Here is a 14178-nt window from a genome sequence, read left to right on the forward strand (position 1 = left end):
AAAATTATCTTTTAATCATCATGTGAAGTAGCTAGGCTACCCTATGAAATTTAAAATTTAACGCTTAGGCTAAAAGTTACCGATTTGAAGTTTGGATAATTACCATAGTCAAATCCTAAATTCGTATTACTGGCTTGATTACCATCTGCTCTATAACTTACCTCAGGATCTGTAGGATAGTCAGTAAAAGTTAACAAGTTTTGACCACTAATCGAAACTCTTAAGTTTTCTATCCCTACTTTTTCTGTAAAATCATAAGGTACATTATAGCCTAATGCTAAGTTTTTAAGTCTGATATAACTACCATCATAAATAAATCTGTCAGTAATTCTTTTTGCTCTTACTTTAGCAGAAGGAACATCTGTATCTGTATTGGTAGGAGTCCAAACTCTAAGAGCGTCTTTTGTAGCATTGTCTCCTCCTGAGGCCGCTTCTAATAAATTGAAATTAAAAATTTCTCCACCATAGGCTCCTTGGAAGAAGATGTTTAGGTCAAAATTTTTGTATCTCAAGGTATTGTTAAAACCAGCTGTCCAGTCTTGGTTTGGGTCACCGATGATTTTTCTATCATTTGTATCAATTTTTCCATCATCGTTCAAATCTGTAAAGAGTTCTCCACCGGCAGCAGTATCATCTCCAAAACTGGCTGTTCCAGCTGGTAAATCGCCACCTTGGTTTACTCCTCTGTATTCATATCCCCAGAATTGCCCTACAGCTTCACCTTCTCTCAGTACATGTGTTTCGTCTTGCAAGAAGTGCCCAGGAGAAGCATCCAAAAAGATATCATCTCCATTAACGAGTTGTTTGATCTCATTTCTGTTTCTCGCCCAGTTAAAATCGGCTGTCCAAGAAAAATCTTCATTAGAAATGATTCTGGCATTTAAAGCGATCTCAAAACCACTGTTATTGATCTCTCCAATATTTTTTAAAGAAGTAGAATTTAAGAATCCGACATATTCGGGAGCCGAAGTGTCTCCAAGAATTACATCTTTTGTGTCAATATTATAGTAGTCTAATGAAAGATTAAATCTGTCTTGGAAAAAACCAAAATCTAAACCTATGTTACCTTGATATGATGTCTCCCACTTTAGATCAGGATTTGCAAGCTGCTCTGGAACAACGGCGTTTGCCTGAGTATCACCTATAACAGAATACAGGTCAGAATAACTAGCTAAAGATTGGTAAGGAGCGATAGATGGGTTTCCGGTAAGTCCGTAGCTCAATCTAAGTTTTAAATTAGAAAGTGTATTATTCTCTTTCAAGAATTCTTCATTCGATATTCTCCAAGCAAATGCGCCAGAAGGGAAGAAGGCATACTTTTCATTTTTCGCAAAATTCGAAGAACCATCTTGTCTCGCTGTAAAAGTAAATAAGAACCTGTCGTCATAATCGTAATTCAATCTTCCAAATAAGGAAACAATTTCAGTTTCTGATAAAGATGAACTCGGTGTAAGAATTGTAGAACCACCTCCCAAATTATAGTAGGATACACTATTGCTAATAAATCCTTGGGCACCGGCCGCATTTCTTTCTGTTCTTATTTTTTGATAAGAATAACCAGCAAGAGCTGTTAAATTTCCTTTACCTATCTCTCTGTTATATGTAAGGTAATTTTCACTTAAGACATCAGTGCCTTTTACATTGGAAATATTTGCAATACCTCCTTGAATACCTCCAGAAGTTGGCAGGGTTGATGGAACAAACTGCCCTCTCATTCCATTGGTTGAACTAAAACCAAACGTTGTTTTAAAACTTAAACCTGAAATAATTTCATATTCTGCATAGAAGTTTGCTCTATAGCGATCTGTTGTATTGTCATCCGTTCTCATTGTAGCAACCGCAAAAGGGTTGTCTACTTCATCACCTATTGTTTTTGTGGTTACATTTCCATTTTCGTCATAAATAGGTAGGTCTGGATTAAAACGATAGGCCAATGAAACAACATCTCCTCCACCAAAACCACCTGATCCAGCTTGGGTTACAACACCTTCTTTCTTTTGACGACTACCAAAAACATTTAATCCTACTTTAAATTTGTCTGTAATTTTTGCGTCAACATTACTCAAGATAGAGAAACGATTAAAGCCCGAATTTACAATGACACCCTTTTGATCAAAATAGTTACCAGAAATATAATAATTAAGGTTTTCAGTACCTCCAGAAAATGCCAATTGGTAATCTTGTGTATTACCGTTGCGATAAATAGCATCTTGCCAGTCTGTATTTCCTGTACCTTGTACATAGGCTGGGTTGATTTGCTTGTAATAAGTAGCAAATTCATCAGCATTTAGCATTTTTAATTCATCAGAAACATTTTGAGAGGAATAAGTTGATCTAAACTCAACACTCATTTTTCCGGCACGACCTTTTTTGGTAGTAACCATGATCACCCCGTTAGCACCTCTAGAACCGTAAATAGCGGTAGCAGAGGCGTCTTTAAGAATCTCAATAGATTCGATGTCACCGGCTTGTGGCATTGTCGCCCCCACAAAACCATCAACTACTAACAGAGCTGAACTACTCGCACTAATAGAAGTATTACCTCTAATGGTCACATCGAGTGGCGCGCCTGGTTCCCCACCATTTTTAGTTTGCACGGCAACACCAGCTGCACGACCTTGTAAGGCTTGCTCTGCGTTTAAAACAGGGAATGCATTTAACTCTTCAGATTTTACAGAAGAAACAGAACCTGTAATATCACTTTTCTTTACTGATCCATAACCCACTACAACAACTTCGTCCAATTGATTGGCGTCCGCTTGCAGCGTTAGGTTGATCTCATTTTGTGTTCCCACAAGAACTTCCTGTGCTACAAATCCAACATAGCTGAATTGCAGTACGGCACTGTTGTCTGGAACAGAAATGGTATAGGCACCATCAAAATCTGTCGATGTACCTGTCATCGTTCCTTTTACAGAAATATTTACCCCTGGTAAAGGCAATCCATCATCCCCCGATAAGACCTTACCGGAAATACTTCTGTCCTGAGCATGAAGTATACCGCCGACTAAGAGCAGCAGCAATACCAAATAACTCTTTACTGATTTCATTTTTTTTGATATCATATAATTAAGTTTAAAGTTATTTAACTAAAATAAACGATCAAAAGAACGAGCACGATGATGAGAATCACGTAAACGATTTCGACAGAGTTTATTTTAAGTTTGTTTAATTTCACCTAACAAATGTAGAAAGCAGCCATGATTTAATAATCCAAAATAGGGTATTCAATCATCCAAAGTGAGTCTATACAAGGGTTTGAAGAAGATTATTCAATTAATTCTGTAAAAGATTGATGGAATTTTTGTTGGTATTGCGTTGGGGTCATACCATATTTTTTTTGGAAACATTTGCTGAAATACTTCGGATTTTTAAACCCTACTTTATAGCTGATTTGTGAGATGTTGATCTTGTCTTGTTCCAATAATTGTGCGGCTCTTTTTAACCTCATTTCATGAATAAATTCATTGGGTGTAAAATTGGTCCATGCTTTAATTTTGGTAAAAAGCATGGTTCTACTCACACCTAATTCGGCACAGAAAAAGGGAATATCGAAATTTTCATTTTCTATATTTTCATCCACAATTTGAAAAGCTTTTCTCAATAGTTTTTCATCTAAAGAAGAAATGGTAATTTCACTTGGAGACAGGTTATCCTCGTTGGCAAATTTTTGCCTAAATCGCGATGTGGCGGCCAACAGATTTTTTATTTTTAGGCGAAATTCTTTAATATTAAAGGGTTTAGAAATATATTCATCCGCACCACTTTCCAAACCTTCAAATCGATAGATCAGAGAGGTTCTTGAAGTAAGCAGGATGACTGGAATATGGCTGGTTTTTATGTTTTCTTTGATTTTTGCACATAATTCTGTACCGACCATTTCCGGCATAATGACATCACTCACCACTAAATCCGGCATGTGTTTTATAGTTTGAGCCAATGCGACTTTCCCGTTCTCCGCTTCAATTATATGATAATCTTTTATGAGTAGCGTTTTAATAAAGGTACGCAGCGGTTTATTGTCTTCAACAATAAGAATAGTAGCAGACTTTTCTGTATCGTCAAACTGCTCTAATTCGTCCTCGGCTATTTGAACAGGAGCTTCTAACTGCGATTGGTATTGGCTCAAATCATCACTTATTTTAAAATCTTTTAGAATTTCATTCTCATGCAGGTGCTCTTTTCCAAAAGGCAGATACACGCTAAAAACAGTTCCTTTGGTCGCTTTACTTTTTACCTGAATTCGGCCTTTGTGCAGTTCCACCATGCTTTTTGCAATAGCCAAACCAATTCCTGTACCTTTATTGTAGTTCTTTTGTGGCTCATTGTGAATGGGAACCTCAAAAAAGCGATCAAAAATTTTATCCAGATATTCCTCGGCAACTCCTACCCCTGTATCTTCAACTTCGATTTTTAGCTCCTGATCTTCTTTGATTAATCGAATTTTGATTTCACCTCCTTCAGGAGTATATCTAAAAGCATTTGAAATCAAATTAAAAAAAACACGTTCTAACTTCCCTCGGTCGTAATAAATTAGGATGGGGTCATCGCTGCTTTCAAAAGTATAAGTGTAATGACCGTTTTTGGCAAATTCACTAAATGAGAAATAAATCTCTTTTAAAAATTTTACAATATTTCCATCGGCGGCTTGCAGGGTGAGTTGGTTATTTTCCATTTTTCTAAAATCCATCAATCGGTTGATGAGTTGTAGCAAATGGTTGGCATTGTTTTCAATCACCAATAACTTTTTATACATTCGATTACTTCCTTTATAATCGAGCAATATTTGCTGAAGGGGTCCTAATATTAAGGTAAGAGGTGTTCTGAATTCATGAGAAATATTGGTAAAGAATTGCAGTTTGGCCTGGTTTAATTCTTCATTTCGCAGGTGTTCTGAATGCTCAAGATCTAATTCGTGCTTCAATCTGGCCTTAGATTTTAAGAATTGAATCAAGCCGATTAAGGCACTTGCCAAAAGCAAAGTGTATATGGAAAAAGCCCACCAACTTCGCCAAGGTGCAGGCTTTACCTGAATTTCTAAACGCGTGGGTTCTACATTCCAAATGCCGTCATTGTTTGCGCCTTTTAATTCAAAAAGATACTGACCCGGATTTTGAATGGTATAACTTACCTTGTTATTAGAAGTTGTAGTCCAATCTTCTTCTAGCCCTTTTAAACGATAAGTGTATTGGTTGTTTTGAGGATTAATAAAATTAGGGATGGCAAACTCTAGCGTAAAATTTGCATTGTCGTAATCGAGGGTGATCTTTTTTGTTTGAGTGAGTGCATGAGATAAAATACCACTTTCATTATTGGGCTCTATAGATTCATTTTTGATTTTTAAATCTGTTAAAATTACCTGAGGAACATAGGAATTGACTACAAGCTTTTCCGGATCAAAATAAGTAACACCCGTTGATGTACCAAAAAATAATTGCTTGTTGTTCAAATTGAGCGCAGCATTTTCTTTAAATTCATTACTGGCTAACCCGTCTTTTTGGTTGTAAATTTCTAGGTCTTTTTTCACAGAATGGTATTTAAAAATACCTTGATTGGTACTCAACCACAAGTTTTGGTGCTTGTCTTCTAAAATGGCATTTATGGTAGTTATTTTTTCAGTTCCCGGAAGATCTTCTTTTACAAAGGATCCCTCAACAAATTTGTATAAACCGAGTGCTTTGGTTCCAACCCAAATATGACGATTGCTATCTTCAAATATGGTTTGTATATCAACACCCGAAAGGATATCGTCTTGAAAGAAAAAATGCGTAAACCCGGGTTCCTCTTCTTCTAATTGATCCAAAGCGAGTAAATTTAATCCACTCTGTGTACCCACCCATAATCTTTTTTTGGAATCGATCAAGATCGAACGCACCCGGTTATTCGTTAGGGCATTTGTTACGCTTTGATTATTCTTAAATTTTTTTATTTGCTTGTTTTTTGGGTTGTATTGAATAAGGCCATCACCAAAAGTGCCCAAAAAGTAAGAGTCATCATTTTCTTTTGAGATGCTATAAACCCCTGTATTTTCTAACAAGTTTTTCAATTCAGGAGATAAAAAATTCGGATCGATTTCTCTTTTATTAAGATCGAGCACAGTAACACCTTCTGTAAAAGTACCTATCCAAAGCTTGTTGTTAGATAGGTGCAATGATTTGATGTTGAAATCGTTTAAACCTATTAGCTTATCATTGATACTAAAATCCGTTTTATTTGTCATCGTATTATACACAGTGATACCTCCGCCTTCGGTTCCAAAATAGACCAGCTCATCTTTTGAGGCAATTGAACTAACGACGTGATAACTTAAGCCATTTTGACCCTGATTTTCTTGTAGATTGATGAAATTGATATTGGCTTTATCCCAAAGGTTTGTCCCGCCATAATAAGACCCTAACCAAACACTTCCCTTTTTATCAGTAAAAATGGATTTGATTTTCGTCAGCGCTGCATAATCAGGATTGTCATAAGAATTAAAAATGGGTTGGAAAGAAGAATTGAGAACTACCACCCCTTTATATGAACCGATCCATAAATTGTTCTCAGAGTCAAAAATAAGAGACCGGATATCATTATCTAAAAAAGAGTACTCGGGTATCCGATTCCATGATTTAATGGTTTTATTTTGAACGTTTAATTTGAATAAACCATTTGTTTTCGTCGCGATCCAATAATTTTCCTGGTCGTCTTGTGTGATATCCTGAATTAAAACTTTTTCAAGCGTTTCCCCATCGATTTGAAACGGGATATTTTCAAAGTGCATCTCACCGTATGGATTGATTTCAACTCTGCACAAACCACTTGCGGTGCCAATCATTACTTCACCATTTTTACCTTGGAATATTTTTATAATATAATTATTGGGCAAAAAATGCTCTTCATGTGAAGATTGAAAAAAATTTCTAAAAGTCTTTTTTTCCTTGTCGAAGATCGATAAACCTTTAGCCGTTCCAAGCCAAATGTCATTGTCTATTTCAGCAATGGTCCAAATCGTATTGTTGCTAAGCGAGTTGTTATCGGTTGAATGAAAATAACTCGTAAACTGTTCTGTTTTCTGGTCGTAAACATTCAAGCCATTATACGTGCCAATCCATAATTTCCCTTCACTATCTTCCTTGATGGCCAGAATATCACTATTGCTGAGGTGTAAACTGTCTCCTGGAGAATTTTTATAAGTTGTAAAGGTTGTTCCATCGAATTTATTAAGACCGTCTCGTGTACCAAACCACATTTGACCGAATTGGTCTTGGTGAATTGTGATGACAGAACTTTGAGAAAGACCGTTTTTCGTATTGTATTGTACAAAACGGTAGGCCTCACCCTGAGCCAAAGATGGCAAGGAAAAACACAGTAAAGTAAATATGAAAAGAAGCGATTTTTTTTCCATTCAACAATTTTACGCAGTAAATTTATAAATCACAATCAAAATATGGAGATTGTCATTAATTTTTTAGGCGTTGGTTGAGTTGGTAGTTATATAACGAGGGAATGCTTAAAGATTGATTGACAAATTTTATATAGGCCTCGGGCTCATATTGCACAAGATAGGGCTTATTTCCATATATACCAATAATTCGGGCAAAAGGACCATCTTTCATGCCGTTTAACACTATAGTTTCATGATTGATCCCTTCGTTTTTAAGAAGAACTTCAATATTCCAAAAAGTTGAGAAAGCACCATGGGATGGCTTCCAATAACCGGCGCCGCCACCCTCAAAAAGAGGATAAGTTCCTGTATCATCAATTTCAATATGTACTTTGATATTGTCAAACAGATTCTGAAGATTGGCTCCGGAATGTTGATCTAAAATAGGCTTCGTAAATACCTCACAACTTTGATAAACGTTTTTTGTAGAGAAAGTATTAAAACTCAAAGGATGTACAGCTTCCTGGTAAATGGTCAGGTTTTTTGCCAACACATTGTGAACACCTGCCATGGCTACAGTATAATGGGCTAAATTCTCTCCGGTGGAGGTAATATCATCGATGGTGACATTGGCAATTTCTTCTGTCAGAATACCGCTGTCTGCATTGTGAATAGCAATATTTCTAACCCATCCGTTGTATACTCTAGTTAAGAATATGCCATTGTACCCTTGTTCAACATGATGTGCGATTCTGGGAGAAACGGGAAAGGTAATCTTGAAATTTTCTATCCCCACTTCTTTTAAATGTTTCCATTCTACCAATTGCGCTTTGTATTCCGGTACAATGGCCAATGTGAGAGGCGTTTTGATCGTAACTTTGTTTTTCTCGATACCGATAATCTCTACTTGCTGTCTAACCAATGCCATGTTGGGATAATTATAATGATGGGAACCAATTTTTATATCAGCATGTTGATACATTTCTTGGATAATTTTTCCCTCTTTACCTTCTTTGTTAAAAAGCTCAAGTTGCATAACATCGCCCGTTTTTAATTGGGAAGCATCTTCAACAATAAAGGTATTTTCACCGCGATTACCACTTGTCACCCTTGCCAAAATCCTGGCCGGACGTTCGTATTTGGGAAGATAAGATTTGATTCGCTCTCCGGGATAATTGGTCCAGATGATCCCGCCAGACCATGCGTATTGAGAAAATGGTAAATCAATATTGTTCTCTTTTTCAATTTGTCTTTTGTCTAGCTCCACTAAATACTCTCTCAATTCTTGTAATATTTCAGGGTCTTTAAAATACATCATTGGTCTCGGACAGTAAATTTCAGTACCATTTTCATCTGATCCTGCGCCTCTCAACAGAAAATTGCTTCGCTCGATGTATAAGACTTCACTCAGAATAATTCTACCGGCGGGAAGTTCTAAAACCACATTTCCAGGAATTTTTTTCATGGCCTCAATTGCCGCGATCAGGGCTTTTGAATCGTCTAGTTCATCATTAGCGACTACACCAAAATCTGTAGCTTTAAAAATTTTACCTGTTTTTGTTTCGATTTGCTTTTCACCATTCCAATATCCAGCATAACTAAAATCAGGTAAATAATTTTTTGTTTGGATTTTTTTTGAGGATAAAATCTCAGGTATATTGTTTTGTCCAAATCCGATCGAACTTGATAATAAAAGGGAAAAAAACATCAAATGAGAAAACTTCATGATCCGGTCTATTAATGAGAGGTTAAATTTAAGAAGACCTAGGTTGTTTAGCGTACGAAAGCAGGGGTGCAATTGTACAAATGCGGTTTTTTGAAGATTTTTGAGTGCTTTCTTTGAAGTCACTGTTCTATCTTTATCGGTAATTTGAATTTGTTAAAGAGTAGCAATATTTATTTCAATTATCATTCATGGAAAAAAACAACAAGGATAAAGTAGTCGTATTAACCGGAGCAGGTGGCGTTTTATGTGGGGAATTGGCTAAAGCTTATGGGGCAGAAGGATACAAGGTAGCGGTAGTAGATCTTAAAAAAGAAGCCGCAGTTCAGATTGCAGAACAGATCAATAAGGCGGGAGGCAAGGCAATTGGTGTAGTAGCGAATGTTTTGGAGCAAAAATCCTTGGAGACTTGTAAGAAGGAGATCAATGAAAAATTAGGGCCATGCGATATTTTGGTGAATGGGGCAGGTGGAAACCATCCATTGGGAACAACCTCCAATCCGTTTTTTAAAGCAGAAGATTTAGAGAATACAGCTGAAGGCTTTAAAACCTTTTTTGATTTAGATGTGGAAGGGATAAAATTCGTCTTCAATCTCAATTTTATAGGCACTCTATTGCCTACACAGGTTTTCGCCAAGGATATGATCGGCAGACCTGGCTGTAGTATTTTGAATATTTCGAGTATGAATGCTTTTACACCACTTACTAAAATTCCTGCATATAGCGGAGCAAAAGCGGCAGTGTCAAATTTCACGCAGTGGTTAGCCGTTCATTTTGCCAAAGAAGGGATCCGAGTAAATGCTTTGGCACCGGGTTTCTTTTTGACGGAGCAAAACAGAACTCTGTTAACGGATGAGAACGGAGACCTTACGGCAAGAGGAAATACCATCATTGCACAAACTCCGATGGGCAGGTTCGGAAAACCGGAAGATTTAATTTCAACCACTTTGTGGCTGTCTGGTGAGGGAGCTTCATTTATAACGGGAATTGTGGTTCCTATTGATGGAGGATTTAGTGCATTTAGCGGAGTATAAAATTTATATATGTTGACATTAGAAAAAACTTGGAGATGGTACGGACCCAAAGATCCTGTTTCACTATCTGATATTAAACAGGCCGGTGCTACAGGCGTAGTTTCGGCACTGCATCATATTCCAAATGGATCTGTCTGGCCTGTAGATGAAATCAAAAAGCGAAAGCAAGAAATTGAAAAGGCCGGCTTAACTTGGTCTGTGGTAGAAAGTGTTCCAATTCATGAGCACATCAAAACGAGATCTGGTAATTTTCAGACCTATATAGAAAATTACAAGCAGACTTTACTCAATTTAGGGCAATGTGGGATTGATATTGTTTGTTATAATTTTATGCCGGTGTTAGATTGGACACGAACCAATTTAAACTATGAGGTAGAAGATGGCTCCAAAGCCCTTCGCTTTGATGTGGTAGATTTTACAGTTTTTGAAGTTTTATTGCTCAAAAGACCCGGGGCTGAGGAAAATTATTCTCCTATTCAAATTGCCGCGGCTGAAGCGAGATTGTCTGTCATGTCTGATCAAGAAAAGGACCAGTTGATCAAAAATATTATTGCCGGATTACCCGGGGCTGAAGAAGGTTATACTTTAGATGAATTCAATGCAATTTTGGCGACATATAACAAGGTTGGACCAAATGAATTAAAGCAAAATCTGTTCTATTTCTTATCGCAAATTATTCCAGCAGCAGAAAAAGCAGGAGTTTTAATGTGTATTCACCCGGACGACCCTCCTTATCCAATCTTAGGTCTTCCAAGAGTGGTGAGTACCGAACAAGACATTTTAGACCTTTATCAAGCCGTTGACAGCCCAAATAACGGACTTACCTTTTGTACAGGATCTTTTGGTGTAAGACCAGACAATGACCTGCCTGGAATGGTGGAAAGATTGGGATCTCGAATTCATTTTATTCACCTCAGAAGTACGCAAAGAGATGAAGCTGGTAATTTTTACGAAGCAAATCATTTAGAAGGTGATGTAGATATGTATGGCGTAATGAAGGCATTGGTAAAAGAACAAGAGAAAAGAGCAGCACAGGGCAGATCTGATATGAGAATGCCAATGAGACCCGATCACGGACATCAAATGCTTGATGATCTGAAGAAAAAAACAAATCCGGGGTATTCAGGCATTGGGCGTTTGCGAGGCTTGGCAGAATTGCGAGGCTTGGAATTGGGCATCAGAAAAAGTTTAACTTAATCAAAAAAACAATTTAACTATGAGTACAACATACGAAACGCGATATGCATCAAATCCTGAGGCGGTAAAACACTATGATACGGATCAGTTGAGAAAGGAGTTTTTGATTGAAAATCTGATGGAATCGGAGAAAGTAAATTGGACTTATTCTCATTACGACAGATACATGGCAGGATCAGCAGTACCTGTTAAACCTTTGATCTTGGAAACGATCGATCCACTCAAAGCGAAATACTTTTTAGAAAGAAGAGAATTGGGCATCATCAATGTAGGTGCTAGCGGATCGGTAGAAGTTGATGGCGTATCGTACAAGCTCAATCACAAAGAAGCTTTGTATGTGGGTCAGGGCAATAAAAATGTTGTTTTTAAAAGTGATGACGCAAAAAAACCTGCAAAATATTATTTAAATGCTGCACCGGCACATAAAAATTTTCCAACCAAATTGGTGAGTTTAAAAGATGCGAATAAACTAGAATTGGGCTCACTAGAAACCGCCAACCACAGAACGGTAAACCAAATGATTATTGGAGGTATCGTAGAGACCTGCCAGTTACAAATGGGGATGACCGAGTTAAAAACGGGAAGCGTTTGGAATACCATGCCCGCCCATGTGCATGACAGAAGGATGGAGATCTATTTTTATTTAGACATTCCTGAAGGACAGGCGGTTTGTCATTTTATGGGGCAACCACAGGAAACAAGACATATTTGGATACAAAATCACCAAGCGGTCATTTCTCCGCCATGGTCTATCCATTGTGGATCAGGAACTTCTAATTACTCATTTATTTGGGGTATGGCAGGAGAGAATCTGGATTATGGAGATATGGATGTAGCCAAGATAACAGAATTGAGATAAACGAATACAAAACAAAAAAGATGTCGATTAATTTATTTGATTTAACAGGAAAAGTAGCGCTGATTACAGGCGGAGTTCATGGTCTAGGAATGGCTATGGCAAAAGGAATCGGTCAGGCAGGTGCAAAAATTGTTGTGAACGAGCGCTCTTCCAAAGAAAAAGTAGAGGATGCAGTTGCAGAATACAAATCTGTGGGGATAGAGGCTTATGGTTATATTTTTGATGTAACCGATGAACAGGAGGTAAAAGCTGCCATTGAAAAAATAGAAGCAGAAGTTGGTCCGATAGATATTTTGGTAAACAATGCGGGAATTATCAAAAGAATACCCATGGTAGACATGGAAGTGGATGATTTTGAAGCGGTCATAAAAGTTGATTTGGTCGGACCTTTTATCGTTTCGAAAAATGTAGTGAAGGGAATGATCAAACGAGGAGGTGGAAAGATCATCAATATTTGCTCTATGATGAGTGAATTGGGGAGAGATTCTGTAAGTGCTTATGCCGCAGCAAAAGGTGGGCTAAAAATGTTGACAAAAAACATGGCTACCGAGTGGGCGAAATTTAATGTTCAAACCAATGGGATTGGTCCTGGTTATTTTGCGACCTCCCAAACCGAACCTATACGCGTAAACGGACATCCTTTTAATGATTTTATCATTAGCAGAACCCCTGCAGGTAGATGGGGAGATCCCGAAGATCTGGCAGGAGCTGCCATTTTTCTGAGTTCGAAAGCAAGTGATTTTGTCAACGGACATGTCTTATATGTCGATGGTGGAATATTGGCAACCATCGGAAAACCTTCTAATGAGTAAACTTATGAAACCCTTTAAATTGTATCTTTTTTTTGCGCTTTCAATTTTAATAATTGCCTGTGGAAAAATTGAGAAACCGATTAAAACAATTACAGTAAAAAACCCAATAAATGTTTCACGAACTTTTGAAACAATCGAAATTGATGGAGCAACCTTGGGATTGGATCAACAAATCAATTTGGATGAACTTGCTGTAAGAGATAATGAAGGGAATTATTATATGACCCAAACCATTGATTTGGACGGTGACAAAAAAGCGGATCAAATCCTTTTTCAAATTGATATAGCTGCAAATGAAAGTAGGATTTTTGAATTGATCCACGATGCTTCTTTGGTGCAGAAAGATTCTGTCTCATGGTGTTATTCCAGATTTGTACCCGAAAGAACAGATGATTATGCTTGGGAAAACAATAGAGTAGCATTTAGAACCTTTGGTCCCGTTGCCCAAAAAATGATCGAGGAAAATATCAAAGGAGGCACTTTATCTAGCGGAATTGACGCCTGGTTGAAGCGCGTAGATTATCCGATCATCAATAAATGGTACGCGAATAATGACAAGGAACAAGGTGCTTACCATAAAGATTCAGGAGAAGGATTGGATAATTTTCATGTAGGTGTGAGCAGAGGTGTAGGAGGTATTGCTAAAAAGATAGATAGTACCTATTACTTTTCTAAAAACTTTATTTCGTGGGAAACGATTTCTACAGGTCCTATTCGCACAAGTTTTGTGCTGACTTATGCAGACTGGGATGCAGCGGGAAATACGATTTCTGAACAAAAATTGATTTCTCTGGATTACGGGAGCAACCTATCAAAATTTGAAATTAGTTTGAATGGTGTAGACACCATTTCAGCCGGACTCACCTTACATGAAAAAACAGGTCAGATAAAACCAAATCCTGAAGAAGGTTGGTTGAGCCATTGGGAATCGCTTGATGACTCTGAATTGGGAACAGGAATTGTTGTTCCCAAAAAGCAAATGGCCGGTTTTGAGCATTACCTTACAGAAAGGAAAGATGAAAGTAACTTATTTGCGCATATCAAAGTCAATAATGGGAAAGTGATTTACTACGCAGGTTTTGGTTGGAAAAAAAGTGGGCAATTTGACACCAAAGAATCTTGGGAAAAATATCTGAGCGATTTCAGTAAACGGATCAATAACCCGCTGGAAATAAAAATGAATTAAG

Annotated in this window: 8 protein-coding genes; 5 read left to right on the forward strand and 3 right to left on the reverse strand. The window is 37.4% G+C overall.

Annotated elements, in window-relative coordinates; genetic code table 11:
• Positions 1 to 50 precede the first annotated feature (50 nt).
• From ACFQ39_RS05600 to ACFQ39_RS05610, 3 genes are all read right to left on the reverse strand, one after another.
• On the reverse strand, positions 51 to 3050 hold the full coding sequence (locus tag ACFQ39_RS05600; protein WP_377177006.1) for a SusC/RagA family TonB-linked outer membrane protein: 3000 nt from the start codon (positions 3048 to 3050) through the stop codon (positions 51 to 53).
• A gap of 218 nt (positions 3051 to 3268) precedes the next feature.
• Complete coding sequence (locus ACFQ39_RS05605) at positions 3269 to 7387, reverse strand: two-component regulator propeller domain-containing protein (RefSeq protein ID WP_377177007.1); 4119 nt, start codon at positions 7385 to 7387, stop codon at positions 3269 to 3271.
• Positions 7388 to 7442: 55 nt separating this feature from the next.
• Positions 7443 to 9092, reverse strand: coding sequence for a hypothetical protein (locus ACFQ39_RS05610; RefSeq protein ID WP_377177008.1), 1650 nt, complete (start codon positions 9090 to 9092; stop codon positions 7443 to 7445).
• A 188-nt stretch (positions 9093 to 9280) separates the two neighbouring features.
• Between ACFQ39_RS05610 and ACFQ39_RS05615 the strand changes: the two genes are divergently transcribed.
• From ACFQ39_RS05615 to ACFQ39_RS05635, 5 genes are read left to right on the forward strand one after another with little or no spacing between them, the layout of a single operon-like run.
• Entirely contained in the window at positions 9281 to 10123 is an 843-nt protein-coding gene (locus tag ACFQ39_RS05615; RefSeq protein ID WP_377177009.1) for an SDR family oxidoreductase, read from the forward strand.
• A 9-nt stretch (positions 10124 to 10132) separates the two neighbouring features.
• The gene (gene uxuA, locus ACFQ39_RS05620) at positions 10133 to 11320 is read left to right on the forward strand and encodes a mannonate dehydratase (protein ID WP_377177010.1); all 1188 of its coding nucleotides are present in this window, start codon (positions 10133 to 10135) and stop codon (positions 11318 to 11320) included.
• A gap of 19 nt (positions 11321 to 11339) precedes the next feature.
• Positions 11340 to 12179 carry a 5-dehydro-4-deoxy-D-glucuronate isomerase gene (kduI, locus tag ACFQ39_RS05625; protein ID WP_377177011.1) on the forward strand — a complete coding sequence of 280 codons (840 nt, stop codon included), beginning with the start codon at positions 11340 to 11342 and terminating at the stop codon, positions 12177 to 12179.
• 20 nt (positions 12180 to 12199) lie between these two features.
• A complete protein-coding gene (locus tag ACFQ39_RS05630; RefSeq protein WP_377177012.1) occupies positions 12200 to 12991 on the forward strand; it encodes a gluconate 5-dehydrogenase in 792 nt (263 codons plus the stop codon).
• Positions 12984 to 14177 (forward strand): DUF4861 domain-containing protein, encoded by a 1194-nt coding sequence (locus ACFQ39_RS05635; protein ID WP_377177013.1) that lies wholly within the window; start codon positions 12984 to 12986, stop codon positions 14175 to 14177. Before ACFQ39_RS05630 ends, ACFQ39_RS05635 begins: the two co-directional genes overlap by 8 nt.
• Position 14178 lies beyond the last annotated feature (1 nt).

Origin of the sequence: Namhaeicola litoreus (genome assembly GCF_042679565.1) — a bacterium.
Taxonomy (GTDB): Bacteria; Bacteroidota; Bacteroidia; order Flavobacteriales; family Flavobacteriaceae; genus Namhaeicola; species Namhaeicola litoreus.